Below are 24,514 nucleotides of genomic sequence, written 5' to 3' on the forward strand. Positions count from 1 at the left end.
CCTGCGCAATGAGCCACAACCTGCGCAATGTCGAGCGGACGTCCGCCGGTGGGGGGCGGGGGGCGGGGGTGTGGGGGGTCAGAGGAACCAGGTGAAGCAGCGGGCTCGGGCCAGCCGTTCGGGGTGGTATCCGGTCCACTTGCCCGGTGGCACCTCGCTGCGGCTCACCTCGGTGAAGCCGCGGTGCAGAAAGAAGGCCGCGGCGTCGTCCGACACGGTGACGGCGAAGACCGAGCCGAGCCCGCGGTCGAGAGCCCGCTTGAGCAGGGCGCTGATCAGCAGCCCGCCGGCCCCGGCGCCCGAGAACTCGCTGACCGTGATCAGCCCACTCACCTCACCCACGCTCACCGCCCCGTAGGCGTCGACCTCCAGGCCGACCAGGCCGGCCAGGTGACCGGTGCGAATCACCCGGGCGCCCAGCCCGCCGACCATCATCTGGGCGATCTGCTGCCGGGTGCGCGGCTTGAGAATGCCTGCCTCCACCCCCCGGTTGACCAGTTCTTCGGCGGCCGGCAGGTCGTCGACGCGTAGGTCGGTCACCTGCAGGTAGCCGGCCAGGGTGATCAGGGTGCCGGCACCATCGAAGGTGAACAGCTCGAGCTCGACGTCTTCGGGCCGGCACAGGTTGACCGAGAAGGCACCGCCTCGCAGGGCCGTCTCGATGGCTTCGAGCAGCAGCGGGTCGTGCCGGTCGGCCAGCACCCGCTCCAGCGCTCTGCGGTGCACGCGCAGTTCGGCGAAGCTGCGCGGCGGGTCGCCCCAGCCCCCCTCGGGGTCGGTGAGCACCAGTTTGGACGCACCCAGCCCCGCGGCCACGCGGGCCGCCGCCACGGCCGTCGCCGCGGCCACCACCACCAGTACCCGGGCGTCGGTGGTGGCGATCCAGAGCGCGGCCAGTTCATCGGACGACCAGGTGCTCGGGGCGTCCACGACGGTGGCGGTGCCGACCGCCGCTGCCAGCCGTTGCGCAGCGTCGTGGTCGCGGGTGACCAGCACGAACCGGGTGTCGCCGCCGACGAAACCGGCGATCGAGCGGGCCAGGCCGGCCACCGCGTCGTCGGTCAGCAGGGGTAGTGCGATCACGATCGTGACGCCCCGGAACTCCTCGACGAAGAACGCGTGCTCGGCCGCCGTGCTCCGGGGCGCCGGACGGCCGTCGGCCACCGGTTCGTGCGGATGCTCGACGCGCACCGTCGGCACTGTGGGACGTCCGCGGCGCGGGCGTGGAGTGCCGGCGATCGGTGAGCGGGCCATGGGCACCAGTGTGTCAGCGCCGGTCCTTCGGCACGTAGTCGTACGCGATACCCGCGCTGTGACCAGGGTGCGCGTCCGGGGCAGGCCGATGGCGCAGTTTGGTTGACAAATCAATCAACCGTGCTACGCTACAGGTGTAGTTGAGATTTCAAGCAGTACTTCTCCGTACCATTCCAGGAGGCACTTCACATGGCTGCAACCGCATTGCCCAGCACTCTCGCCGATCTCAAGGGCACCTATGTGCTCGACCCCAGCCACAGCCAGCTCGGTTTCGTCGCCCGCCATGCGATGGTGACCAAGGTGCGCGGCAGCTTCACCGACGTGTCGGGCAGCGCGACTGTCGACGGGGCCAACCCGTCCGCCTCGAGCCTGAACGTGACCGTCAAGGCTGACTCCATCGACACTCGCAGCGAGGGCCGCGACGGCCACCTGCGCGGGGCTGACTTCTTCGATGTCGAGCAGTTCCCCGAGATCACCTTCACCGGCACCGGGTTCGCGATCGACGGTGACGTGGTCGAGGTGACCGGCGACCTGACCATCAAGGGCACGACGCACCCCGTCACCATTCCGCTCGAATACCAGGGCGCCGTCACCGACCCCTGGGGCAACGAGCGGATCGGCTTCGAAGGCGCCGCCGTGGTCAACCGCAAGGACTGGAACCTCACCTGGAACGCCGCACTCGAGACCGGCGGCGTGCTGGTGAGCGAGAAGGTCACCCTCGAGATCGAGATCTCGGCCACCAAGCAGGCCTGAGATCGTCCACCGAAGCGGCCCGACTGGGAGGAATCGGGCCGCTTCGCTGTTGTAGCCTCGATTCACCGATCCGCGCCTACGGCTACGGCGCGACCCCAACCAGGTGCGCCGGCTGCGCCGCCCATCGGTGGATCGAGGTTTCAATCCGGCCCGGCCAAGCGGCATCATGAACCGATGCAAACGGTGCTGCGTCTGGTGATGGTCGTTGTCATGACTGTGTCGCTGGGTGTGGCTGCGCCCGTCCCGGTGGCGTGTGCCTGCTCGTGCGCCGGCCTCGACACAGCCCAGGCGGTTTCCGCGGCGTCGGCGGTCTTCGAGGGTGAGGTGCTCTCGTCTGCCCAAGGGTCGCCCTCGGGCGAACCGACCGGGTGGTTCTATGCAGATCCGGTCGACTACACGATCGCGATCACCCGGGTGTACAAGGGCAACCTGCCGGCAAAGCTGGTGGTGCGTTCGTCGGCCAGCGAGTCCAGTTGCGGCCTGCAGCTCAGCGGCCACGTGCTGGTGTTCGCGCACGGTGACAACGACACGCTCACCACCACCCTGTGCTCGGCGCCGATCGAGCTCGACCGCAGCAAGCTCGGCGCCGGACGTGCCCCCGAGGCCGTCCCCGCACTCACGCCGTCCGCCACACCATCAGCCATGCCCGCGGACGCCCTTCCGCAGCCCTTCGACGCCGCACCCCTACTGCTCGCCACCGCGGCGGCACTGCTCCTCATGTCCGCCCTGCTCTCCTGGCTAACCCGCCGCCCCTGACGCCGCCCCTGACGCCGCCCGCACGTTGCGCAGGGTGTGCCTCATTGCGCATGGTGCAGCCGGCGCAATGAGCCACAGGGTGCGCAACGTCAAAATTGTCCCGGCGAATGTTGCTGTGGCCTGTGGATAGTGGCCCGTGGTGGGCGGGAAACTGCTGCACTCGGGTGATGGTTATGGTGCGCACCCATGAACTCAAGGCCAAGGGAATCGGCCAGGGTCAGATTCGCCGCATGCTGCGTGACGAGAAACTGCACCGGCTGCGGCGCGGTGCCTACCTGACCGAACCCGACCAGGGCCTGGCCCGGCACCGGAACCTGATCGCGGCCACGGCGCCGCAACTCGGGCCGGGGGCCGTGATCAGCCACCTGTCGGCCGCAGTGTTGCACGGCCTGCCGGTCAGCAATGCCTGGCTCGGCAGGGTGACCTACACCAGTCCGGGCAAGGGCGGGGGTCGGCTGGGGCAGAGCGTGCACCAGTACCGAACGCCGCTGGGCGCCGGTGATGTCGAGACCGTGGCCCGAATCAGGCGGACGACCCTCGCGCGCACCGTACTCGACCTGGCCCGAACCGTCCCTGAGCTCGGGCTGGCCGTGGCGGCGGCGGATGCTGCCCTGCGAAAGGGTCTCAGCCGCGAGCAGCTCATGGCACAACTGACGGCTGCGCCGCGTCGTCGGGGCCTGGCGCAGGCTCGGGTGGTGGTCGAACAGGCGGACGGTGGCAGCGAGTCGGCCGGTGAGTCGGTCAGCCGGGTGAGCCTGTGGCAACTCGGGCTGCCCAAACCGGAGTTGCAGTACGAGGTCGAGATCGACGGCGTCCGTTACCGCGCCGACTTCGGGTGGCCGCTGTGGCAGGTACTGGGGGAGTTCGACGGCAAGGTGAAGTACGGCGACCTGCTCGCCCCGGGTGAGACCGCGGCCGACGTGGTGATGCGCGAGAAGCGGCGCGAGGCCCTGCTCAGGCGACAGGGCTGGGCGGTCGTCCGATGGACCTGGCCCGAGGCAGTGAACCCGCAGCGGCTCGACCTCCTGCTGCGCCCCGAGTTGCTCAAGAACGGTTGGCGCCCCGATCGGGTCTGACCGCCCGGCGGACGGCGTCAGGACGTGCCGGCGTGGGCCTCGGCCAGGGCCTCGGCCAGGGCGTCGGCCAGGGCGTCGATCGCTTGGTCGAGTTCGGCGCGGGTGATGACCAGCGGGGGTGCCAGCCGGATGGTCTTGGCGTGGGTGTCCTTTGCGATCACGTCGCGGCGCAGCAGCTTGTAGCAGATGCCGCGTGCGGTGCCCAGGTGGGGGTCGATGTCGACCCCGGCCCACAGCCCCTTGCCGCGGACGGCCTCGACCCCGTTGCCGATCATCGCGCCCAGGCGGCGGTGCAGGTGTTCGCCCAGTTCGGCCGAGCGCCGCTGCGGCTCGCCGGTCTGCAGCAGTTCGACCGCGGCCAGCCCGACGACGGCGGCCAGCGGGTTGCCGCCGAAGGTGGAGCCGTGCTGGCCCGGGTGCAGCAGGCCGAGAATGTCGCGGTTACCGACCACGGCCGACACCGGAAGAATGCCGCCGCCGAGCGCCTTCCCCAGCAGGTACAGGTCGGGCACCACGCCGTAGTGATCGCAGGCGAAGGTGCGCCCGGTGCGTCCGAGGCCGGACTGGATCTCGTCGGCGATCATCAGCACGTTGTGCTCGGTGCACAGCCGGCGCAGCCCGGGCAGAAAGCCATCCGGGGGCACGACCACGCCCGCCTCGCCCTGAATCGGCTCGACCAGCACCGCGACGGTGTCGTGGTCGATGGCGTCGGCGACGGCGGCCAGGTCGCCGAATGGCACGATTCGAAAGCCGGGGGTGTACGGGCCGAAATTATGCCGGGCGACCTCGTCGTTGCTGAACGAGATCACGGTGGTGGTGCGGCCGTGAAAGTTGTTGGCCATCACGATGATGGTGGCGTGGCGCTCTTGCACGCCCTTGGCCTCGTACCCCCATTTGCGGGCCAGCTTGATGCCCGACTCGACGGCCTCGACGCCGGTGTTCATGGGCAGCACCATGTCTTTGCCGCAGAGCTCGGCCAGCGCCTGCACGAACGGGCCGTAGCTGGCCGAAAACACCGCGCGCGAGGTGATCGTCACTTTGGTCAACTGGTCGGCGACGGCCTTGGTGAGCACCGGGTTGGCGTGGCCGAAGTTGACCGCCGAATAGGCCGAGAGAAAGTCGAGGTACCGGTTGCCGTCCATGTCGGTGAGCCAGGCGCCCGCGCCCGATTCGATCACCACGGGCAGCGGTAGGTAGTTGTGCGCTCCCCAGGTCTCGGCCTGGGCTATGGCGGCTTGCTGGGCCGGGCTGATACCCGTGCGATCCGTCATGGTAATCCTCCGGTCAGATCAAGAATCAGCGCATATTGCTGCGGCAGAGATAAGAAATAGCGAGAAAAAACGTAGACCAATAGCGTACTGGAGCGGAATAGCCAGCGCCACCAGTCCGGACGCTCCGAACTCGGCCTGGCTCGCCCGAGAAGGCTGCTCGGCTGACCAGGGCTTCGGCAGGCACCCCCGAGCACACGGCTGCGCCGGTCACACACCACTAGAGTCGGTGCATGGACGCCCAACTGCCCATCGTCGTCGGCAACGACGGTTCCGATTTCTCCCGGCTGGCACTGCAGAAGGCACTGTGGCTGGCCCGGCAGCTCAAGGCCGAGGTGTGCGTGATCAGGGCGTGGTCGATCAGCACCGCGCCGCGTCCGTCGACCTGGTCGCCCGGCTACGTGCCGCCGGCCGACGACTTCGAGGCGGTGGTGCGCGAGCGGCTGGCCGGCGACGTGCAGCCGGTGGTTGCCGAGTACCCCGACGTGTCCGTGACCTTGCAGACCCCGCACGGCCCGGCCGGACGGGAGCTGCTCAAGGCTGCTGTCAACGCGCGGTTGCTGGTGGTGGGCACCCGCGGCAGCGGCGGGTTCAAGGGGCTGCTGATGGGGTCGGTGTCGAACCAGGTGGTTGAGCATGCGCCCTGCGACGTGCTGGTGGTGCGCAAGGGTACCGACGAGGCCTCGCCCGACCGCCGGGTGCAACTGGACCGCTTCCTCGACCGTTGACCGACCCCGCCGCGCTGCCCTGGACCTGCCTGGCCGACGAGCTCGGCCTGGAGGGCAGTCGCATGCTGTTCGCCGACGCCGGCCGGGCCGACGAGCTGCTGGCGCTGTGCCGCGACGCCGGTTACACCGTGGTGGGCGTCGACACCGAGACGATGGACGATTTTCGCGCCGCCCAGGCGGCGGTCGCGTCCGCCCTGCGGCTGCCGCCCAGCGCCGGCCGCAACCTGGACGCCCTGGCCGACAGCCTGGGCGATCTCGCCCGTTACTGGCCACACACCCCGCGCATCGTTTTGGCCTGGACGCACCCCGAGGGGCTTGTGCTGAACGACCAGCACGGCTGGTTCCGGCTGGTGGAGGTGCTGGCCGACGGGTCCGATCGGCTGTGGCGCGGCGCGGGCGCCGACCCCGACGACCGACTGTTCGAGACCCTGGTGTTCGTCGACGGGTGCCCGACATGAGCACTGCCCGCCGGCGCACCCTGATCGTGGTGGGGCTGGTGTTGCTGGCGCTGTTGGGTCTGGCTCAGCTCGTGTCGAACCGGCCGGCCGACACCGCGGCACCGTCGGGCGGCACCGCTTCGGTCGAGACCAGGGCGTCGGCCGGCCCGGCCGTGAGCCGCTCGGCGTCCGGGCTGCCGGTCTGTGGCAGCGTGCCAGCCGAGGTGGGGCAGGCCGTGGCGGCTGTGCGCAACAACGGGCCCTACCTGCGTCCGCGCAACGACGGCGGGATCTTCGGCAACCGCGAAGGGCTGCTGCCCACCCAGCCGAACGGCTTCTACCGGGAGTACACCGTCGAGGCGCCCGGGCAGCGCTTTCCCGGCCCGCGGCGGCTGATCACCGGCGGCCAGGCGAGACTCGGGGCCGAACCGACGGTGTGGTTCTACACCGCCGACCACTACGAGTCGTTCTGCGCGTTGCTGAATCCGTAACCAGTCCGTGGTCGAGGTGGCCCGGTCGCTGGTGCCCTCATTGCTGGGGGATTTCCGGCAAGAGCCCCCAACCTTGAGGGTGTTGCGGGAAGATCCCGCACCTGAGCAAGTCTCGGGATTGTATCGTCGGCTGCACTCCACCCCACCGGGCGAGGGCCGCCGCACCCGGCCCATGAGAGGGCGCCGTGAGCGAGACCATCGAGCACAACCAGCGCAAGTCGCGCTTCGAGCTACGCCTCGACGACAAGCTGGCCGGGGTGGCCCACTACGACCTGTCGAACGGGGTGGCCACTTTCGACCACACCGAAGTCTCACCCGATTACCACGGACGAGGCCTGGGCAGCAGCCTGGTCAAGGCCGCCCTCGACCAGGTGCGCGCCGACGGCCGTTGGCGGGTTCGTGCCACCTGCCCGTTCGTGGTCGGCTTCGTCAAACGGCACCCCGAGTACGCCGACCTCGTGGTGCCGTAGGGCGCTCTGGAGGGGCTGATCAAGGCGACCAACCGCTGGTTGAGCTGGTCGGAACGCGTTGGCGCAGAGGTAGCGACGTCTCGACAAGCTCGACCGACGAAACGAGTTCGGCCGACGAAACAAGCTCGACCGACGAGAATCAGTCCGTCGCGTACCGGGTGACGAAATTGCGCAGCAGCCGGTGCGGGTGCTCGGCCACCCCCGAGGTGCGGGCCATCTCGACCAGAATGTCGTAGTCGTCGGGGTGAAAGTAGCCGGCGTTGCGGTAGATCGCCATTCGCTGGCTGAGTGCTTCGATGTCGAGTTCGGGGTGAAACTGGGTGACGTACACGTTGCGGCCGTGCCGGTACATCTGCACCGGGCAGGCGGCACCGGTGCCCAGCAGGGTGGTGCCCGGCGGCACTCCGTTGCAGGCTTCCTTGTGGCCAACGAACGCGTAGAACGAGGGGGGAATGCCGTCCAGCAGGGGGTCGCCGATGGCTTCGTCGGTGAGCCGCACCTCGATGGCGCCCAGCCCCTCGCCGTAGCTGCGGTCGACGGTGCCGCCCAGGTGCGCGGTGACGGTGCCGATGCCGTAGCACATGCCCAGAAACGGGAAATCGGCGTCGACGATCTGATCGACCACGGTGCGAATGTCGCTTTCGACCCGAAGCTGCAGGTCTGACTTCACCGCGTCGGAGATGTTGAACGGACTGCCGCCCAGGAACACCCCCGAGTAGTCCTCAAGGTGGAGCCGCGGCAACGGGCCCGCCTCGACCCGCAGGTGCACCAGTTCGTGGTGGGCCAGGCCGGCGTGCCCGCGCACCGACTCGTACTCGTCGCGGGCGGCCTTGTCGTGGTCGCGGGTGGCCAGCAGCACGAACGGTTTCACGGCCAGAAGGTTAGCCCCAGGCTGGACGGTCCGCTCCGGTTTCGTCCACCAACTGACGCAGCGCCTGGGCCGGGCCACCCGCGGCGCGCTGCCGCAGATAGCTGGGGCCGTGCTCCAACAGGTCGTTGACGAAGGCCAGCTCGTCGGCGCAGTGCAGTTCGGCAGCGATCGGCTCGAGCCGGTTCAGCCAGTCGAGAATGCCCTCGCGCATCGGACGCAGCTTCTGCCCCACCCGCGGCGTCACCACTTCGGTGTCGAGACCGTAGCGGGCGGCCCGCCACTTGTTCTCTTTCATGAACCACATCGGCAGCCGGGCGATGGCTCGGCCGTCATCGAGTTCACGCGACATGTATTCGGCCAGGCACTGGGTGAGCGCGGTCATCGCGGCCAGTTCGGCGAAGGTCGGCACCGAGTCGAGCACCCGGTTCTCGATCGTTCCGAAGGTCGATGGCCGCACGTCCCAGCGAATCTCGTTCGGGGTGGTGATCATGCCTGCCGCTTCGAGTTCGGTGGCGTAGTGCTCGAACTGATCCCAGGTGTCCATCGGGTAGGGCAGGCCGTTGGTCGGCAGTTGCTGAAACACCATGGTGCGCTGGGACGCATAGCCCGAATCGGCACCCTCCCAGTACGGCGACGACGCGGTGAGCGCGATGAAATAGGGCGAGAACCGGGCCAGGCCGTAGGTGATCGGCAGGGCCTTGTCACGATGGTTGATGCCGACGTGAATGTGGGTGCCGAAGATCGCCATCTGCCGGCCCCAGTAGGCGTTGCGCTCGGCCACCACGTTGTAGCGCCAGAAGTCGAAATGTTCCTGGTCGGCGGCCAGCGAGGTGGGGTGGGCGCCGGCGCCGAGCAGCCGGGTGTCGTCGCCGGCCAGGGCGTTCACCTGCTGCAGGTGGCCGCGCAGCTCGTCCATCGCCTCGTCGACCCGGTGGTGCACGCCGGTGACCAACTCGATCATGTCGGTGAGGTACTCGCGCCGGATCGGGCCGCTCTTGGGGTCGTCCACACCGTCGAGCACGCGCTGGGCACGGGGCACGAGTTCGAGCGACTGGGCGTCCACCAGGGCGAGTTCCCACTCGACGCCGATGGTCGAGTTGCCGCCGGGCACGAAGTCGAACCGCATGGAGGCTCCTTGGCTGGAGGTCACGGCTTCGCCGCCGCAGCAGGAGTCTAGTAGTGTGTCGTGTCTAAATATTTGGGTATAGGTGTCGGAGTTTGATGCGGGCGTCGTTTGTCGTGAACTGCCAGTCGACTTGCCGTTGGTCGTCGTTGGTCGCTTTCTGCCAGGCGGCGAGTTCGGCGTTGAGGACGTCGAGGTCGTCGATGCGGCGGGTGAGGCATTGCCGGCTGAGGGCGGACAGCTCGATCTCGGCGATGTTGAGCCAGGAGCCGTGCTTGGGTGTGTAGTGGATCTCGAGCCGTTCGGCGAGAGCGCGGGCCTTCGCGGGCTCGAACGCCTCGTAGAGCGAGCCGAGGGTATGGGTGTTGAGGTTGTCCATGACGAGGACGACGCGTTTGGCGTCGGGGTAGTCCATGGTCAGCAGCCGGTCCACGCCCGCGGCCCAGTCGATCCGGGTCCGCCGCGGCTTCGCGTCGACGTGGCGGTGTCCGGCGAGCGGCTCGACCCAGACGAAGATCGAGCAGGTGCCGTGACGGACGTACTCCGAGTCCTCTTTGAGATCGTGGCCGGGGCGCGCCGGGATCGGGTCACGAGCGTGGCCGAGCAGCTGGTACGGCTTCTCGTCCATGCACACCACCGGCACTGCCGGGTCGAAGGGCCGGTGGTAGACCTCCAGAACATCCTCCATCCGCGCCACGAACTCGGCGTTGGCTTTCGGCGGGATCGTCCAGCACTTCTTTAAGTGAGGACGAAGCCCCCCTTTTTCAGGGCCCGCCCAATCGTGGAGTGATCCAGAGGCGGCAGCCCGTCGGTAAGGGCCACGTGTTTCTCCAGCAGCCGCAACGACCACCGGTCGAACCCCTCCGGCGGTCTCGTGCACGCCAGCGCGATCACCCGCGCCTCGACATCCCCGGTCACCTTCGGTGGCACCGGCGGCGTGACCCGTTTGCGGCGGCGAATCACCTCATCGGCATCCCCACCGGACTCGACGAACCGCTTCGCGATCAAATACACCGTCTGCTCGGACACCCCGACACGCTCCGCGACAACCCGCCGACCCGGCACGACCCTCGCGTTCTCATCCAGCTCAAGCAGAACCCTCGCCCGCGCAATCATCCGCGCCGGATGCGTCCCCCGCGACACGACCCTCGTCAGCTTCACACGATCCTCAGCCGTCAACGCGACGACATGATCCTTCAGCCTGGGCACGATACGACTCCTCCCGATCAAGCATCAATCAGGACAAGCCAATCCCACCCATTACCAAACTATTAGGAGCGACACTCCACTAGTCCGATCCACCCAGACGACTCCTGCCGCGTGACCTCAGGCGTCGACCCAGCCGTAGATGCCCTTGAGCGCCACCGTGCGCTCGACCACCTTGCCCTTGTAGTCGCCGCCGATCACCTTCAGCCGCCCGTCGGCCAGCACCTCGGTGACGATGTCGACCCGGGTCGAGGTCTTCGGGTTGTCGGGCTTGGTGCCGAACAGCACCAGGTCACCCGGGCCGACCCCGTCAGTGCCCGAATGCGAACGGTTGTGCAGTTCGCCCCAGGCAAACAGGTCGCCCGAGAACGAGAACCGCGGCACCACGTTGCCGGCCTTGTTCCAGGCCCAGGTGGCGAACAGCGACGACCACGGCATGCAGCCGCCGTAGGGGTTGCAGTTGTTCTTCTTCTCGGTGACGCCGCGCTGGCTGCGGGCCACCTTGACGATGGCCGCCTCCACATTCGGCGGACGCACCGTGGCCGAGGGGCTCGGCGTGCCCGTGCTGTCTTGGCACAGGCTCAGCGCGGCCGAGTCGCCGCCGTCGACGAAGACCGATGCCACGTACCCGGTTCGCTTCTTGTAGGTCACCTTGTTCCACACGTTCGAGGCCTTGACGCCGTTGCTGACGGTGTCGCCGATGGTCTTGCAGGCCAGCGAGATCGTGGTCTTGTGCGGTATGCGGGTGAGCCGCTTGCTCGCCGTCGAGGGCTGCGCACGCAGTGACAGCGGCGTGGTCTTGTTGGTGCGCACGGTGCCCTTGACGGTGGCCTGTTGCACCGTCGCGGTGGTTCCGGCCGGCGAGGGCGTGGGGCTCTGTTGCGAGTCGGGGGCGCCGGGGCTGCAGCCGGCCAGCAGGGCGGACAGCAGCAACGCGATCGTTGTCTTCGGTGCCCCCATGCTTTCGACGGTAACACGCAGGCCCGACCAAACGGAGCGGGGCTGCGCGGCCCGATCGGCGCACCACCGGGTCTTCCACGGGGCGGATGGGTCTCAGTCGTCCGACGTGGTCAGGGTCGAGCCGAAGAGCACGCCGGCGGGGCAGAGCCACCTTGGGCTGGCCGGGCGTCAACTGCTGAAGAACAAACCCGCCAGGCCCTGCCGGCGGTAGTGCTTGCCGCCGCGGTGCCCCCAGTCGGGGCCGTAGCCGTAACCCGGCTGCGGCGGCGGGGCGGCGACGAACCGGGCTTCGAGCTGGGTGATGTTCTCGAGCTCGCCGAAGTCGAGAAACACGCCGCGGCAGTTCAGGCACTGCTCGATGTGAATGCCGTTGCGGTCCACCGTGCGCATGCTGCCGCCGCACTTGGGGCAGGTGTAGCCGGCCGGTGCGGCGCCCCCGGCCTGATACGGCTCGTAGCGGGGCAGCGGGTCGTTCGGGTTCGAGGTCATGGGTTCACTGTGCCATTCGGCGACAAGCCGAAACCAGTGCGTGCGCTGTGCCATCGCTGTGCACCTCGGACGAGCGCAGTGCGCGCACCGCTGCCACCAGCACGGCGCACCGGGCCGGCAGGTCGAGCACCGGCCAGGGGTCGCCCCGCGGCACCGCCGGACCGTCCGCGGCCCGATAGGCGTCGAGAAAGTCCAGCCAGTCGGCGTCGCCCAGCAACCTGGCGGCCCAGAAGCCGGCCGGACGAGCCAGATCCCACGCCGGGTCGCCCAGGCCCACATCGTCGACGTCGATCAGGCGCCACCCGTCGCGCCACGCACCGAGTTGGCCCAGATGCCAGTCGCCGTGCACCAGCACGGCGGGTTCGGGGCGTCTGGACGCCTCGGCGCCGAGCCGTTCAGCCAGCGCCGCCAGTTCGGGCGGGGCCGCTGCGCGGGCGCGGGCCAGCCGGTCGGGCCAGCCGTGCGTGGGGAGCTCGTCCGGTGCCGGGCTGCGGTGCAGGCGGGCCAACAGCCGTCCGGCCTCGGCCCACGGCACGTGCGAATCGGCGGGGTCGAGCACCCGCACCCGGGGCCAGACGGTCACCGCGCGGCCGTCCGGATCAGTGCGTACCTCGGCCGTGACGGGGGGTACGAAGTCGGGGTGGGCCGCGGCGAGAGCGAGTCGGCGTTCGAGGGCGTCGGGTCGTGTTCGGGGCGAGTGGCGCTTGATCACCACCTCGTCGCTGAAGGCGAGTTCGGCACCCGAGTCGGTGGTGCGCCAGCAGAGATCACCGGTCGGCACTGGTCCATTGTGGGGCGGCGCATGCGAAGATCGGGCATGGACACCAGCCCGATCGTGCATGAGTTCAGCCTGAGTTGCACCCCCGGCCACGCCTTCGACGTCTTCACGGCTCGCATCGGCGAGTGGTGGAACCCGGCCTACACCGGCAGCCCCGAGACCTACGAGACGGTGACGATCGACCCGCGCATGCGCGGTCAGATCACCGAGCGGCACACCGACGGCAGCGAGCACGATTGGGGCGAGGTGATCGCCTGGGATCCGCCTGCCAAGGTGGCGTTCAGCTTCACCCTGGCCCAAGACCGGACGGTGCCCTCAGTGGTGCGGGTGACGTTCGTGCCGTCCGATGCGGGCACTCATGTGACCTTCGAACACGACGGCTGGAACGAACTGAACGCCCAAGCCAGAGGCACGTTCACCGCGTGGCCGCAGTTGCTGGCGCGGTTCGCGCAAGCCGCCGGCTGAGCATCGTCGGCCAGTTTGGCGAGACCTGAAGAGTTACTGAAGATTCGGCACCGGCGTTGCCTGAAGCACCTCCGCGGGCACAGTAGGTGCACAGGTTGACGTCCGGGAAGCGCTTTCGACAATCGCACCCTCGACCCGGCCGTTGCGGCTGAGGCCGACGAGCAGAAAGCGATGCACCGATGCAGCTACCGACCCTACGATCCTGCTTACGAGCGGGCGTCTGCTTCGCGGCAACAGCCGCATTGATCGCCACCGGCAGCGCCGCGGCGTCCACCCAGGCCAGGGCTGCGACGGCGGCCTTCTGCGCCGACGGCAGCACCCCGATGGCCACCGTCGCCAAGGTCGAGGCGTACCCCGCGGGCACGGCGGTGACCGGCCTCAGTGTGACCCAGGGCACCACGCCGACCGGTTTCTCCGGAAGCTACCTCGGCTACATCGCCGACGGGCTGGGTGTCGGCAAAGACCTGCTGTTGTTCCAGTTGAGCAGCCCGGTGATCGACGGCACCGCCGGCCTGAAGCCGGCTGGCATCTGGGCCGGAATGTCGGGTTCGCCGGTCTATGCCGCCGACGGCTCGCTGATCGGTGCCGTGTCGTACAGCCTCAACTACGACAACCTGCCGGTGGCCGGGGTGACGCCCGCCGAGTACATGAAGAAGATCGGATCGACACTGGCCGACGCCCCGCTGACCGTCGGGGTGAACCGGCAGAACCTAACGCCGGCGTCCGGCCGAAAGACCAGCGCGCAGACCGAGGCGCTGGGCAGCGCCACCGCACTGCGCCAGGTGGGTCTGGCCAACGTCGCGGTCGGTTCGGCCCAAGGCAGCAAGCTGACCAACGCGCTGCTCGCCCGGGTGCCCAAGAACAGCAGCCCTGCCGCGGCCCGGCTGCGCACCAAGGCGTTCAACGCGGTCGGTGTCAAGAAGAGGGTCGGCGACGCGGTCGGCCGGCCGTTGGTGGCCGGCGGCAACGTCGCCGCGGTATACAGCACCGGTGACGGGCTGATGGGTGCCATCGGTACGGTGACCGCCATCTGCGGCAGCGACGTGTGGGCCTTCGGGCACCCGATGGACTTCGCCGGCAAGACCACGCTGGCCATGGCCAACGCCAGTGCCGCGCTGATCGTGCCGGACGCCACCGGCATCATCGGTTCGTACAAGCAGGTCACCACGATCGGCAGCCCACTGGGCATGTTTACCCAGGATCGGCTCGCGGGTATCAAAGGGTCGGCTGGCGCGGTGACCGGCTACCCCGTCTCGCTCACGGTGCACAACGCCGGCGGCAAGGTGGTCCAGCAGCGCAGTTCAACGGTGGTGTTGCCCGATGCCGGCCCGGACGTGGCCGCCAACCTGGTGGGCAATGCCGTGATCGAAGACCTCGACAACCTGTACGCAGGCACGCTGCGGTTCTCCTGGACGATCAACTACCGCACCTCGGACGGGGTCACCGGCAGCCTGAAGAAGCGGCAGAGCTACGCGGCGACCGACGTGGTGGCGGCCTACCCGGCCTACGACGTGGGTAATGACGTGTATGCCCTGCTGTACAACGGTTTCACCGATCTTGAGATCACCGGCATCACCATGAAAGTGACGCTGGTCAGCGCTGACGCATTGAGCTACCAGCCCAGTGGGGTGCAGTATCGCAAGGGCTTCACCTGGGTGAGCCTGTCGGGCAAGACGCTGAAGCACGGCGGCACGTACGCAGTGCGTCCGCTCTACCGGCTCACCGTCAACGGCAAGGCGGGCAAGGTCACTGTGGCTGGGCCGGCCCGGTCGGTCACGCTGTCGAGCAAGGCCATCAAGACGGGCTTGCTGCGCTACTCGTCACCCTCGGACGAATCCGGCTGCGACATTGAGGAAGAGGACTGCGATGACCTGTATGTGCCGGCTGCCTCAAGCTTTGACGACCTGATCGACCAACTCGCCTCGGTACGACCCAATGACCGGGTGACGCAGACATTCAGCTACTCGCGCAAGAGCAGCACCACCACCTCGCGCAAGGTTTTCACCGGCCCCGGCGTGGTCGAGGGTTCGGTGTCGGTGAAGTTCAAGATTTCGTAGTTCCGCGTTGGTTGAGCTTGTCGAAACTCTTGCCACAGCGGCATATCCGAGGTCTCGACAAGCTCGACCAGCGTTGGTTGAGCTACGTCGAAACCCTTGCCATAGCGGCATGTCTGAGGTCTCGACAAGCTCGACCAGCGTTGGTTGAGCTACGTCGAAACCCCTAGTGGGAGCACTCCCTCTGAGGCTTCGACAAGCTGGACCAGTGAAGAATCAGCGTTCCCGGGACGCTGCACGCATATCGGTTTTCGGCGTTCTGTTTGAACGTCCGTTTTCGCCACGGCCGGGCGTCCCACGCGCTGCTGGAAGCACTGCCGATGATCGCGCGACGGAGTTCTGGATCGGTCATCGTGGCAAAGCCGCCGATCGCGACCGGCTGTGTGCCTGGGTGGTATTGGGGACGATCCTGGCGGCGAGTCCGTCGATGACCTCCAGGCCCGCGACCGCGGGTTGAGGTTGACCCCAAAATCCGGACAGGTGGTTGTTTGGTCAGGCGGCCTGGAGGGCCGGCTGGTCGGTCTGTCGGGCCAGGTGGTGTTCGTACTGTAGTGGGCTGAGGTAGCCGGTCTTGGAGTGGCGCCGGCGGGCGTTGTAGAACCCGTCGATCCAGGCATAGACGCCGCGGCGGGCCTCGACGATCGTGGCGAACACGTGCCGGTGGTAGTACTCGTTCTTCAGCGTCGACCAGAACGACTCGGCTGCCGCGTTGTCCCAGCACACCCCGGTGCGTCCCATCGAGCGCAGCAGGTCGAGCTGGCCGGCCACCTCGGCGATCTGCTGGCTGGTGTACTGACAGCCCCTATCGGCGTGGAAGATCACCTTCCCGGGCAGCTCACCGCGCAGAGCGACGGCCTGACGCAGCGCGTCCTCGACGAGATCGGCCCGCAGGTGGTCGGCGATGACACGGCCCAGGACCCGGCGGGTGTGGCCGTCACGGACCGCGCACAGGTAGGCCCAGCCCTCGCCAGTGGACAGGTAGGTGATATCGGAGAACCAGGCGACATCGCGGTGTCCCTTGTCGAAGTGGCGCTTGACCAGGTCCGGTGCCGGGTCGGGGTTCGGGCCGGGCACCGTGGTCGGCGGATGCCAGGTCCGGGACTGATCCCGGCTATCTTGGCTTGCCGCATGAGCTTCGCGACCGTCTTGCGCGACACCGTCTCCCCAGCCTCCTGCAAGTCGGCGCGGATCCTCGGCGCCCCATACGTGTGATCGGAAGCCTTGTGGAACTCGACGATCTTGCCGGTCAGCTCGGCCCGCCGCTGCTCGGCGCGAGTCGGGCCGCCGCGACGACGCTTGCACCACTCGTAGTAGCGGCGCCGGTCAACCCCGAGCAGCCGGCACATCCGGCTGATCGTGTAGTTCGCCTTCTCCGCGTCGATCACCTCGAAGCACTCCTGCCGGGAGTGTTCTTCGCCGCGAAGAAGGCTGCGGCTTTTCCCAGGAACTCGTTGTCCATCCGCAGTTCGGTGTTCTCGTGCCGCAGCCGTTCCAGCTCGGCCCGCTCCGACACGTCCAACGGCGCCTCCGGCGGCGCACCGATCCGGTCCCGCTCGGCCTGGACCCAACGGCCCAACAGCTGCGCACCCACGTTGATCTCGGCCGCGACCGCCGCGATCGTGCGGCCGGTGTCGATCACCAGATGCGCAGCCTCACGCCGATACTCCGGGGTGTAACTCTTCCGCTTCTTCGAAGTTCCCATCAAGGACATCCTCTCCGGCGGTCTCCGACAAGGGAACCCGCCAAGACGGTGTCCGGGTTACGGGGTCAACCTCAGGGTCTGGGCCGTGATAGCCGGGTTGCCGCAGCCAGATGGCGAGTTGCCCAGAAGCGGCTGCACCTCGAAGGACGTCTTCGATTCGCAACCAGTGGATCGAGGCAGGAAATTTCAGCGCGTTGGCCGGGTGCCTTCCGCGTTGCTCGACGCTCAAGAATCCCTGATCGATGAGTTGCGCGGGCCGCCAGCTTGGTCGCGGCGAGTGCGGCGTCCCAGTCGGGGCCGAGGACGTCCGGGCCGAGATGGCCGACCAGGGCGTGTTCATCCTCGGTGCGGACGACGTCCAGCATGCCGAGGCGCTGACCCGACGCCGCCCAGCGGGCCCGGAATCGACCCGATGCAGCAGGTGCTTGCCGCGGCTGACCACCTCGAGCGTGGTGGCACCGGTGAAGTCGAGGGCGGAGATCCCTGGCCAGCGCAGGTCGCTGCGGGTCAGCGGCTCGCCCGCGAACGCCTGATGGAGGCGCTGTGCAGAACGCCAGACCGTGTCACCCTCGGGCATAGCGGTTCCCGAATCGGGCACGTCCGGTGGTGAGTACGCAACGGCCGACGGGCTGCACCATCGCCTCACTCTATGCGGCGGTCGCGACTACGGTGCGAGCGCGCTGAACGGACAGGTGACGGTGCCGTCATCGGTGGTGAGGGTTGGGCCACGGTACCGCAATGCCGATGTTTGCAGGTGTTCTAGGCCGATGTGTGCAGGAATCCTAGGCCGATGTTTGCAGAAAGTCGGGTCCGGTGTTTGCAGGCGCCGTCGATCACAGTTCTCCCAGCTCCGCAGCGGGTCAGGGCGTCCATAGGTAGCGATTCTCGGCGTTCGCCCTGAACACTCGCTTGCGCCACGGCCGGGCGTCCCACTTGCTGTCGGACGCCGAACCCATGATCGCCTGCCGCAGCGCCGGATCGGTCATCGCCGCGAACCCGCCGATCGCCACCCGCTGTGCTTGGGAGGTCTCCGGACCCACCCCGGCGGCGAGTTCGTCGATGACGTCGCGGCCCAGCCGCGATCGCGGATCCGGCCCGCGGTAGCCGGGCTGCAGGCACCACAGCCACAACTGGACCAAGGGGACGACGACGCACGCCCCGATCGAGACGACAGGGGCCACCCAGCGCGGAAGCTCGGGCACCTCGGTGCCTTGGGCGAGCATCCCGCCGATGGCGCACAGGAACAGCACGGCCATCGTCGGCGCCCACAGCATGGCCGGCGCCACCTCCACCCGGTCCGGTGAGACGATCAGCCGGCGCCGGGTGAGCCGCAGCAGGGTGGTGAAACGGCCGAACTCGCCCACCCCGCCGCGCAGCGAATCGAGGCTGTCGGCACCCTCAACCACAGTGTTGAGCGTGATGGCGTTGACGTAGTCCCCCTCGGGAGCAGGCAGTCCCGAAACGGACAATCGGCCGCCGTCGGCGCACAGCAGCCCGCGTTCGACCAGGTCGACCACCTGGGCGTCGACCGCGCGCGCCGTGCCGCCGCTGATCATGGCGATCTCGATGAGCTCCAGGCCGCGGTCAAGCTCACCCCGGGCGTCCTCGGGTTGCGGAATCCGGGAGATCAGCCAGATCGCGATCCCGGCGCAGATCCCGACGACGGAGACCCCGACCGTCGCCCACAACGATGCGGTCATGTCGGGTATTCGACCACATCGGAGGTTCTGCCCTACCGGCGCAGCCGCAGACCCTGCGGGGTCAATCGGAAACCGGCTGCGGCCAGGGCCTCAGCCAGTGCATGATCAGAGCCGAGCACGTCGGCGCCGTCGATCTTGGCGACCGTCAGCTTGCCGAGCACACCGGCGCGCACTGCTTCGGCGAGCGCCTGCGCGGACGCAGAGAGCGAGTCGGCGTCGTCGGTGAACGAGAGCAGCGTGCTGGCCGCCCCGCTCGACGTAGAGGGTGAGGTCGCCGTCTGCGAGCACGACCAGGGCGCCCGCCTTGCGTCCGGGCTGATGTTTGGTGCCCTCGGCCCGCGCGGGCCAGGGCAGGGCGGCGCCGTACGGGTTGGCCGGATCGGTGGCGGCCAACACCATCGCGCCCGGCGCGGACGGGGTCTCGCGCAGCAGGTCGATGGCGTGCCGGTCGCTGAACTGGGCGGCACCCAGGCCCTCCACGAAGTAGCCGCGGCGCACCTGGCCGGTTTCCTCCAGCGCGCTGAACACCCGGTAGGCGCCGGCGAACCCGCCGGTCACCTCTTCGTTGGCGACGCTGCCGCGGGTGACCACGCCGTACCGGTCGAGCAGCGCCTCGGCGCGGGTGGCGGCCAGCACCGTCGGGTCAGTCTCGACGTCGGGCAGCAGCGCCCAACGTCCGGACGCCTCGGGCGGGCCTGACGGCCGCGGTAGTGGGCCGCGGGGGAGGTGCCGGCGTCCGAACCGAGCGCGGGCGGGCGCCGGTCGGGCCTTCAGGCTGGCCCGGCCACCGCTCAACAGGGCCCGTAGCGGTGCCAGGGTGTCGTTGCTGAGGTGACCGGCCCAGACCAACTGCCACAGCGCCTCGCTGAGTTCGGTGTCGGTGGTCTCGACACGTTCGCCGAGGGTGCGGAACAGATAGCTGCCGCCACCGGCCAGCGCTTCGAGAAGCCGCCCGGCCAGTTCACCGGGCACCTCGCCGGGCGGGCGCAGGGTCAGCGGCGCCAGCTCGGCCGGGTGCAGGCTGACCCAGCCGTCCGTCCCGGCCAGCGCACCGGCGCCCTGCCAGACCACCTCGCCCGCGGCGAGCAGTTCGTCCAGCATCGCCGGCCGGTAGTCGCGCACCCGGGCCGGCAGGACCAGCGACTCCAGTGAGCTGGCCGGTACCGGGTAACCGGCCAGTTGCTCGATCGCTGACAGCACCCCCGCGGTGCCGGACAGCGGCGTTCGCAGCCCCTGCCATTGACTGAGGAAGCGGGCGAACTGGCGGGGTGGGACGGGTTCGACCGCGTTGCGCAGCGCTGCCAGCGAACGGCGCCGGAGTACGCGGAGCACGCCAGGGTCGCAGTAGCTGAGACCGCCGTTGCTGGTTGAGCGTGTCGAAACCAGGGTCTCGACAGGCTCGGCCGACGTGAGCTCGACACGCTCGACCAGCGAGGACGGCGGTAGCCAGCCGGGTGGTCGCAGGTCGCCTTCGACCAGCCGTCCCTCAGCGACCAGCCGGCGCAGCACGTCGTGCACCACCGCCGGCCCGAGGCCGAGCCAGCCGGCCACGTCGCCGGCCAGGAACGGGGCGTGGCCGCGGGCCCAACGCAGCACCAGATCCCCCAGCGGGTCGGGCACCGGAGCCCGGTGCACCTCGGGGACGCCGACCGGAACGCTGACGCCCAGCGCGTCGATCAGCCGTCCGGCGTCTTCGACGGCCGCCCACCGGGTGCCGCCGGCGATGCGCACCTCGATCACCCGGCGCTGCTCGGTCAACCCGACCAGCCAATGCGGCACCTGGTCGGGTTCGCTGCTGCGGGCCTGCAGTCCGGGCAGGTCGAGCGGACCGAGCATCCGGATCAGGTCGGCCAGGTCTTCGCTGTCGCGGGCCCGGCGTCCCTCCGCCAGGTGCTGCAGCTCGGATTCCGTCCGGGTCAGCGAGTCGGGATCGAGCAGGTCGGCCAGCGCCAAACCGTCGGAGGTGCCGAGCAGGTCTGCCAGCAGGGCGGGGTCGAGGGTGAGCGCTGCGGCCCGCCGCTCGGCCAGCGGCGAGTCGCCCTCGTAGAGGAACTGGGCGACGTAGCCGAACAGCAACGAACCGGCGAACGGCGACGGACGCGGCGTGGTCACCTCGACGGTGCGCACCTGGCGGGCTGCGATCGATCGCATCAACTCGACCAGCGCCGGCACGTCGAACACGTCCTGGACGCACTCCCGCACCGCCTCCAGCACGATCGGGAAGCTCGGATACTGGGCGGCCACCTCGAGCAGCTGCGAGGCCCGCTGCCGTTGCTGCCACAGCGCCTGCCGCTTGTCCGGACGGCGTCGCGGCAGCAGCAGCGCCCGCCCGGCGCACTCCCGGAACCGGCTGGCGAACAGCGCCGACGAGCCGATCTGCTCGGTGACCAGGCCGGACACCTCGTCGGGGTCGAGCACCACGGCGTCCATCAGGTCGGGTACCGGGGAGCCCTCCTCGGCCCAGCCGACGTCGGGCAGCCGCAGCACGATGCCGTCGTCGCCGTGCATGGCCTGGACGTCGACGCCGTGCGATTCGCGCAGCCGGGCCGCGATGGCCAGCGCCCACGGGGCGTGCACCCCGGCGCCGAACGGCGAATGGATCACCACCCGCCAGTCGCCCAGTTCGTCGCGGAACCGTTCCACCACGATGGTGGTGTCGCTGGGCAGCTGCGGGATCGCCTCGCGCTGCTCGCTCAGGTAGCCGATCAGGTTGTCTGCCGCCCAGGCGTCCAGGCCGGCCGCGCTGGCCCGCTGCTTCGCCGCTTCGGGGGTGAGTCCGCCGAGCTCGCGGACGAAGGCGCCCAGCGCCCTGCCCAGTTCGGCGGGCCGGCCCAGGGTGTCGCCCTTCCAGAACGGCAGCCGGCCGGGTTCGCCGGGAGCGGGGCTGACCAGCACCTGGTCGTGGGTGATGTCCTCGATCCGCCAGGTGGAGGTGCCGAGGGTGATCACGTCGCCCACCCGCGACTCGTAGACCATCTCCTCGTCGAGTTCGCCGACCCGGCGTCCGACCCCCTCGCCGGCGACGAAGACGCCGAACATGCCGCGGTCGGGAATGGTGCCGCCGGAGGTGACCGCCAGCCGCTGGGCGCCGCGGCGTCCGGTCAGGGTGTCGGCGCTGCGGTCCCAGACCAGCCGGGGCCGCAGTTCGGCGAACGCGTCGGACGGGTACCGCCCGGCCAGCATGTCGAGCACCGATTCGAGCACCGGACGGGTCAGCCCGGCGAACGGCGCCGCCCGCCGGACCAGCGCCTCCAGTTCGGCGACGGTGATCGAGTCGAGGGCGCAGATGGCGACGATCTGCTGGGCCAGCACGTCGAGCGGGTTGGACGGCACCCGCAGCGCCTCGATGGCGCCGGTCCGCATCCGTTCGGTGATCACCGCGGTCTGCACCAGGTCGCCGCGGAACTTCGGGAACAGCACCCCGCGGGAGGTCGCGCCCACCTGGTGGCCGGCGCGTCCGACCCGTTGCAGCCCGGACGCCACCGACGGCGGCGCCTCGACCTGGACGACCAGATCGACCGCGCCCATGTCGATGCCGAGCTCCAACGAGGAGGTGGCCACCACGGCGGGCAGCCGGCCGGCCTTCAGGTCGTCCTCGGTCTGGGCCCGCTGCTCCTTGCTCACCGAGCCGTGGTGGGCGCGGGCGAGCAGTGGCGGGGCGCCCTGGGATTGGCCGGACTGGGCCATGACTTCCGCGGGCGTCCGGACTCGCCGGTCGAGCTTGTCGAGACCCTGGCTTGTTGCGACCGGATTGGTTTCGACGAGCTGGGTTTCGACGAGCTGGGTTTCGACGAGCTGGGTTTCGACGAGCTGGGTTTCGACGAGCTCAACCGACGGAGCGGCGGATCGCTCGGCCCAGATCTCGTTCAGCCGGGCGGTGAGCCGTTCGGCCAGTCTTCGCGAGTTGGCGAACACCAGGGTGGAGCGGTGTGCGGCGATCAGGTCGACGATCTTCTCTTCGACGTGCGGCCAGATCGAGGTGCGCCGCGGGTCGCCGGCGGCCGGACCGGAAAGGTCGTCGGTGAGTTCGCCGAGCGCGCCCAGGTCGGGCACCGGGACCACGACGGACAGGTCCCAGCGCTTCTCACTGGGCGGGTTGACGATGGTGACCGGACGCCCGCCGGCCAGAAAGCGCGCCACCTCGTCGATCGGACGCACCGTGGCCGACAACCCGACCCGCTGCGCGGGGCGTTCCAGCAGGACGTCCAGGCGTTCCAGAGAGAGGGCCAGGTGGGCGCCCCGTTTGCCGCCGGCCAGGGCGTGGATCTCGTCGACGATCACGGTCTGGATGTTGGTGAGGGTCTCCCGAGCGGCCGAGGTGAGTAGTAGAAAAAGCGACTCGGGGGTGGTGATCAGAATGTCGGACGGCTCGCGCGTGAACGTGCGCCGCTGGTCGGCCGGGGTGTCGCCGGAACGCACCGCCACGGTGATGCTCGGCGCCGGCAACCCCAGCCGGGCGGCCTCGTGCCCGATGCCGACCAGCGGCGAGCGTAGATTGCGCTGCACGTCGACGGCCAGCGCCTTCAACGGTGACACGTACAGCACCCGGCAGCGTTTCAGCTTGTCAGGAGCTGGTTCTCTGGCCAGCCGGTCGAGCGCCCAGAGGAACGCCGACAAAGTCTTGCCCGAACCGGTGGGCGCCACGACCAGGGTGTGCTGGCCTGAACTGATCGACTCCCACGCGCCCGCCTGGGCCGCGGTGGGCGCGGAGAAGCTGCCCCGGAACCAACTCGCGGTGGCCGGGGAGAACCGATCGAGGACGTCGCCTGCCATGACCCGACCACAATGCCACGCGGCGCGGACAGGATTGGCGGCCGGTGAGGTCTTCGGCCCGGCGTCCGTACCTGTTGGACCGGGTCTGGGGGGGCTCAGTGGGTAAACGAGTGCCGCGACCCCAGCAACCACATCAGAACCGCCAGCACCACTGTGCCGGCCACCTGCACCGGGTAGAACAAGCCCACCGGCACCCCGACCGGAACATCGAGCACGGCCACCGCCGCCCCGGCGAGCGTGACCGCGGGGATCAGCACCCGCAGGACCTGCAGGGTGACCGCGTACGCCTTGTCGCCGCGGCCCAGTCGCTGCAACAACGCGCTACACAGGCAGACCGCGAACGCCAGCACCGCCACCCGGCTGAGCGTTCCGGCCAGGATGCTGAGCAGTTGCAGCGGCGAGATCCACAGCACCACCTCGAGCACCAACGCTGCCACGGCCAGGTTGCGCGACCAGGTGAACCACGTGTTCACCTCGGCCAACGTGTGGGTACCGCCCACGATCATCAGCCAGCCCAGGAGGTCGAGTGACAAGGTGAACCCGCCCAGGCTGATTGTCACCAGCACGAGCAGCAGGCCGACGGCCGCGAGTCTGAGCGGAGGCATGCCGCCAGGGTAGTCGGCCCACCGCCGCGGGGTGCTTTGAGTGCACTCGGATCTGCCGCTGGTACCTCAAACCCGTCCGCAAGCCTGGGCGGTTGCACCGACCCGGCACATACTGAGCAGGCAAAAATAGGAACGTATGTGCAGGTTTTGCGATCTACACATACGATCACCCTTCGTGACCGTTGAATCTGTCCGCAGCATGGACGAGTTGGGCCGGGCCGTCCGGCACTTCCGAAGGTCGGCCGGGCTCACGCAACTACAGCTCGCGGAGATGGCGGCCGTCTCGGCGCGCTGGCTCAGTTCGCTCGAGAAGGGCCGGACGCCGGGCGCTGAGTTCAGCAAGGTGCTGCAGGTGCTCAAGGCGCTGAACGTCGAAATGCTCTTGGAGCCCTTGCCGGTGTACAGCGAGGAAGATCGGGCGCTGCTCGAACTCATCGAGCAACTCCGCGAGTTCTGAGGAAACGCCGGTCGAGCTTGTCGGGACCTCGCGCATTCCGCCGGTCGAGCTTGTCGAGACCCCGCGCATTCCCCCGGTCGAGCTTGTCGAGACCTCGC

23 protein-coding genes and 1 pseudogene are annotated in these 24,514 nt (G+C 69.0%); 11 read left to right on the forward strand and 13 right to left on the reverse strand.

Going from position 1 to position 24,514, the window contains the following annotated elements:
* Positions 1 to 78: 78 nt before the first annotated feature.
* Entirely contained in the window at positions 79 to 1,254 is a 1,176-nt protein-coding gene (locus QM721_RS02285; protein WP_415118574.1) for a GNAT family N-acetyltransferase, read from the reverse strand.
* Positions 1,255 to 1,443: 189 nt separating this feature from the next.
* On the opposite strand from QM721_RS02285, the gene QM721_RS02290 reads away from it, so the two are divergent.
* The 3 genes from QM721_RS02290 (at position 1,444) to QM721_RS02300 (ending at position 3,839) form a co-directional block, all read left to right on the forward strand.
* The gene (locus QM721_RS02290) at positions 1,444 to 2,007 is read left to right on the forward strand and encodes a YceI family protein (protein ID WP_415118577.1); all 564 of its coding nucleotides are present in this window, start codon (positions 1,444 to 1,446) and stop codon (positions 2,005 to 2,007) included.
* A 174-nt stretch (positions 2,008 to 2,181) separates the two neighbouring features.
* On the forward strand, positions 2,182 to 2,763 hold the full coding sequence (locus QM721_RS02295) for a hypothetical protein (RefSeq protein WP_415118579.1): 582 nt from the start codon (positions 2,182 to 2,184) through the stop codon (positions 2,761 to 2,763).
* A gap of 167 nt (positions 2,764 to 2,930) precedes the next feature.
* Positions 2,931 to 3,839, forward strand: a complete 909-nt coding sequence (locus QM721_RS02300) for a type IV toxin-antitoxin system AbiEi family antitoxin domain-containing protein (RefSeq protein WP_415118581.1) — start codon at positions 2,931 to 2,933, stop codon at positions 3,837 to 3,839.
* 17 nt (positions 3,840 to 3,856) lie between these two features.
* Here QM721_RS02300 and rocD read toward each other — a convergent pair whose 3' ends face one another.
* Positions 3,857 to 5,110 (reverse strand): ornithine--oxo-acid transaminase, encoded by a 1,254-nt coding sequence (rocD, locus tag QM721_RS02305; protein ID WP_415118583.1) that lies wholly within the window; start codon positions 5,108 to 5,110, stop codon positions 3,857 to 3,859.
* A 230-nt stretch (positions 5,111 to 5,340) separates the two neighbouring features.
* On the opposite strand from rocD, the gene QM721_RS02310 reads away from it, so the two are divergent.
* The 4 genes from QM721_RS02310 to QM721_RS02325 all read left to right on the forward strand — a co-directional run bounded on the left by QM721_RS02310 (position 5,341) and on the right by QM721_RS02325 (position 7,233).
* Positions 5,341 to 5,835, forward strand: coding sequence for a universal stress protein (locus tag QM721_RS02310; protein ID WP_415118585.1), 495 nt, complete (start codon positions 5,341 to 5,343; stop codon positions 5,833 to 5,835).
* Entirely contained in the window at positions 5,832 to 6,293 is a 462-nt protein-coding gene (locus tag QM721_RS02315; protein WP_415118588.1) for a barstar family protein, read from the forward strand. Before QM721_RS02310 ends, QM721_RS02315 begins: the two co-directional genes overlap by 4 nt.
* Entirely contained in the window at positions 6,290 to 6,763 is a 474-nt protein-coding gene (locus tag QM721_RS02320; RefSeq protein WP_415118590.1) for a ribonuclease domain-containing protein, read from the forward strand. The genes QM721_RS02315 and QM721_RS02320 overlap by 4 nt, the downstream gene beginning before the upstream one ends.
* A gap of 185 nt (positions 6,764 to 6,948) precedes the next feature.
* Positions 6,949 to 7,233, forward strand: coding sequence for a GNAT family N-acetyltransferase (locus QM721_RS02325; protein WP_415118592.1), 285 nt, complete (start codon positions 6,949 to 6,951; stop codon positions 7,231 to 7,233).
* A gap of 139 nt (positions 7,234 to 7,372) precedes the next feature.
* Here the strand turns inward: QM721_RS02325 and QM721_RS02330 are convergent, their stop codons facing one another.
* The 7 genes from QM721_RS02330 to QM721_RS02360 all read right to left on the reverse strand — a co-directional run bounded on the left by QM721_RS02330 (position 7,373) and on the right by QM721_RS02360 (position 12,663).
* Positions 7,373 to 8,104: a glutamine amidotransferase gene (locus tag QM721_RS02330; protein ID WP_415118594.1), complete on the reverse strand. Its 732-nt coding sequence runs from the start codon at positions 8,102 to 8,104 to the stop codon at positions 7,373 to 7,375.
* 10 nt (positions 8,105 to 8,114) lie between these two features.
* On the reverse strand, positions 8,115 to 9,230 hold the full coding sequence (locus QM721_RS02335; RefSeq protein ID WP_415118596.1) for a carboxylate-amine ligase: 1,116 nt from the start codon (positions 9,228 to 9,230) through the stop codon (positions 8,115 to 8,117).
* Positions 9,231 to 9,294: 64 nt separating this feature from the next.
* Positions 9,295 to 10,077 carry an IS630 family transposase gene (locus QM721_RS02340; protein ID WP_415118598.1) on the reverse strand — a complete coding sequence of 261 codons (783 nt, stop codon included), beginning with the start codon at positions 10,075 to 10,077 and terminating at the stop codon, positions 9,295 to 9,297.
* Entirely contained in the window at positions 9,966 to 10,256 is a 291-nt protein-coding gene (locus QM721_RS02345; RefSeq protein WP_415117914.1) for a helix-turn-helix domain-containing protein, read from the reverse strand. The genes QM721_RS02340 and QM721_RS02345 overlap by 112 nt, the downstream gene beginning before the upstream one ends.
* Positions 10,257 to 10,553: 297 nt before the next feature.
* Positions 10,554 to 11,393, reverse strand: a complete 840-nt coding sequence (locus tag QM721_RS02350) for an SH3 domain-containing protein (protein ID WP_415118600.1) — start codon at positions 11,391 to 11,393, stop codon at positions 10,554 to 10,556.
* A 168-nt stretch (positions 11,394 to 11,561) separates the two neighbouring features.
* Positions 11,562 to 11,882: a zf-TFIIB domain-containing protein gene (locus QM721_RS02355; protein ID WP_415118602.1), complete on the reverse strand. Its 321-nt coding sequence runs from the start codon at positions 11,880 to 11,882 to the stop codon at positions 11,562 to 11,564.
* A 4-nt stretch (positions 11,883 to 11,886) separates the two neighbouring features.
* Positions 11,887 to 12,663, reverse strand: coding sequence for a phosphotransferase family protein (locus QM721_RS02360; RefSeq protein WP_415118604.1), 777 nt, complete (start codon positions 12,661 to 12,663; stop codon positions 11,887 to 11,889).
* A 36-nt stretch (positions 12,664 to 12,699) separates the two neighbouring features.
* Between QM721_RS02360 and QM721_RS02365 the strand changes: the two genes are divergently transcribed.
* Together QM721_RS02365 and QM721_RS02370 are read left to right on the forward strand one after the other, a co-directional pair.
* Entirely contained in the window at positions 12,700 to 13,125 is a 426-nt protein-coding gene (locus QM721_RS02365) for an SRPBCC domain-containing protein (RefSeq protein WP_415118606.1), read from the forward strand.
* A 179-nt stretch (positions 13,126 to 13,304) separates the two neighbouring features.
* On the forward strand, positions 13,305 to 15,182 hold the full coding sequence (locus QM721_RS02370) for a hypothetical protein (protein ID WP_415118608.1): 1,878 nt from the start codon (positions 13,305 to 13,307) through the stop codon (positions 15,180 to 15,182).
* A 489-nt stretch (positions 15,183 to 15,671) separates the two neighbouring features.
* On the opposite strand, the pseudogene QM721_RS02375 reads toward QM721_RS02370, so the two are convergent.
* Positions 15,672 to 16,884: pseudogene (locus QM721_RS02375) on the reverse strand (IS3 family transposase).
* A gap of 239 nt (positions 16,885 to 17,123) precedes the next feature.
* Between QM721_RS02375 and QM721_RS02380 the strand changes: the two are divergent.
* Entirely contained in the window at positions 17,124 to 17,414 is a 291-nt protein-coding gene (locus QM721_RS02380; protein ID WP_415118610.1) for a hypothetical protein, read from the forward strand.
* Between the two features lie 327 nt (positions 17,415 to 17,741).
* Here the strand turns inward: QM721_RS02380 and QM721_RS02385 are convergent, their stop codons facing one another.
* From QM721_RS02385 to QM721_RS02395, 3 genes are all read right to left on the reverse strand, one after another.
* Positions 17,742 to 18,581 carry a TIGR04222 domain-containing membrane protein gene (locus QM721_RS02385; RefSeq protein WP_415118612.1) on the reverse strand — a complete coding sequence of 280 codons (840 nt, stop codon included), beginning with the start codon at positions 18,579 to 18,581 and terminating at the stop codon, positions 17,742 to 17,744.
* A gap of 105 nt (positions 18,582 to 18,686) precedes the next feature.
* Positions 18,687 to 23,354 (reverse strand): ATP-dependent helicase, encoded by a 4,668-nt coding sequence (locus QM721_RS02390; protein WP_415118614.1) that lies wholly within the window; start codon positions 23,352 to 23,354, stop codon positions 18,687 to 18,689.
* A gap of 95 nt (positions 23,355 to 23,449) precedes the next feature.
* On the reverse strand, positions 23,450 to 23,959 hold the full coding sequence (locus QM721_RS02395) for a hypothetical protein (protein WP_415118616.1): 510 nt from the start codon (positions 23,957 to 23,959) through the stop codon (positions 23,450 to 23,452).
* A 175-nt stretch (positions 23,960 to 24,134) separates the two neighbouring features.
* Here QM721_RS02395 and QM721_RS02400 point away from each other — a divergent pair, with 175 nt between their 5' ends.
* Entirely contained in the window at positions 24,135 to 24,416 is a 282-nt protein-coding gene (locus QM721_RS02400) for a helix-turn-helix domain-containing protein (RefSeq protein WP_415118618.1), read from the forward strand.
* The last annotated feature ends 98 nt before the right edge of the window (positions 24,417 to 24,514 follow it).

Origin of the sequence: Micropruina sp., from assembly GCF_047602085.1 — a bacterium.
GTDB lineage: Bacteria > Actinomycetota > Actinomycetes > Propionibacteriales > Propionibacteriaceae > Micropruina.

Excerpts from the sequence above, each read along its gene's own strand:
- QM721_RS02385 (WP_415118612.1), bottom strand. The coding sequence starts at position 18,581 with ATGACCGCATCGTTGTGGGCGACGGTCGGGGTCTCCGTCGTCGGGATC.
- rocD (WP_415118583.1), bottom strand. The coding sequence starts at position 5,110 with ATGACGGATCGCACGGGTATCAGCCCGGCCCAGCAAGCCGCCATAGCC.
- QM721_RS02310 (WP_415118585.1), top strand. The coding sequence starts at position 5,341 with ATGGACGCCCAACTGCCCATCGTCGTCGGCAACGACGGTTCCGATTTC.
- QM721_RS02290 (WP_415118577.1), top strand. The coding sequence starts at position 1,444 with ATGGCTGCAACCGCATTGCCCAGCACTCTCGCCGATCTCAAGGGCACC.
- QM721_RS02355 (WP_415118602.1), bottom strand. The coding sequence starts at position 11,882 with ATGACCTCGAACCCGAACGACCCGCTGCCCCGCTACGAGCCGTATCAG.
- QM721_RS02380 (WP_415118610.1), top strand. The coding sequence starts at position 17,124 with ATGAGTTGCGCGGGCCGCCAGCTTGGTCGCGGCGAGTGCGGCGTCCCA.
- QM721_RS02300 (WP_415118581.1), top strand. The coding sequence starts at position 2,931 with ATGGTTATGGTGCGCACCCATGAACTCAAGGCCAAGGGAATCGGCCAG.
- QM721_RS02285 (WP_415118574.1), bottom strand. The coding sequence starts at position 1,254 with ATGGCCCGCTCACCGATCGCCGGCACTCCACGCCCGCGCCGCGGACGT.
- QM721_RS02365 (WP_415118606.1), top strand. The coding sequence starts at position 12,700 with ATGGACACCAGCCCGATCGTGCATGAGTTCAGCCTGAGTTGCACCCCC.
- QM721_RS02295 (WP_415118579.1), top strand. The coding sequence starts at position 2,182 with ATGCAAACGGTGCTGCGTCTGGTGATGGTCGTTGTCATGACTGTGTCG.
- QM721_RS02370 (WP_415118608.1), top strand. The coding sequence starts at position 13,305 with ATGCAGCTACCGACCCTACGATCCTGCTTACGAGCGGGCGTCTGCTTC.
- QM721_RS02395 (WP_415118616.1), bottom strand. The coding sequence starts at position 23,959 with ATGCCTCCGCTCAGACTCGCGGCCGTCGGCCTGCTGCTCGTGCTGGTG.
- QM721_RS02390 (WP_415118614.1), bottom strand. The coding sequence starts at position 23,354 with ATGGCAGGCGACGTCCTCGATCGGTTCTCCCCGGCCACCGCGAGTTGG.
- QM721_RS02350 (WP_415118600.1), bottom strand. The coding sequence starts at position 11,393 with ATGGGGGCACCGAAGACAACGATCGCGTTGCTGCTGTCCGCCCTGCTG.
- QM721_RS02335 (WP_415118596.1), bottom strand. The coding sequence starts at position 9,230 with ATGCGGTTCGACTTCGTGCCCGGCGGCAACTCGACCATCGGCGTCGAG.
- QM721_RS02320 (WP_415118590.1), top strand. The coding sequence starts at position 6,290 with ATGAGCACTGCCCGCCGGCGCACCCTGATCGTGGTGGGGCTGGTGTTG.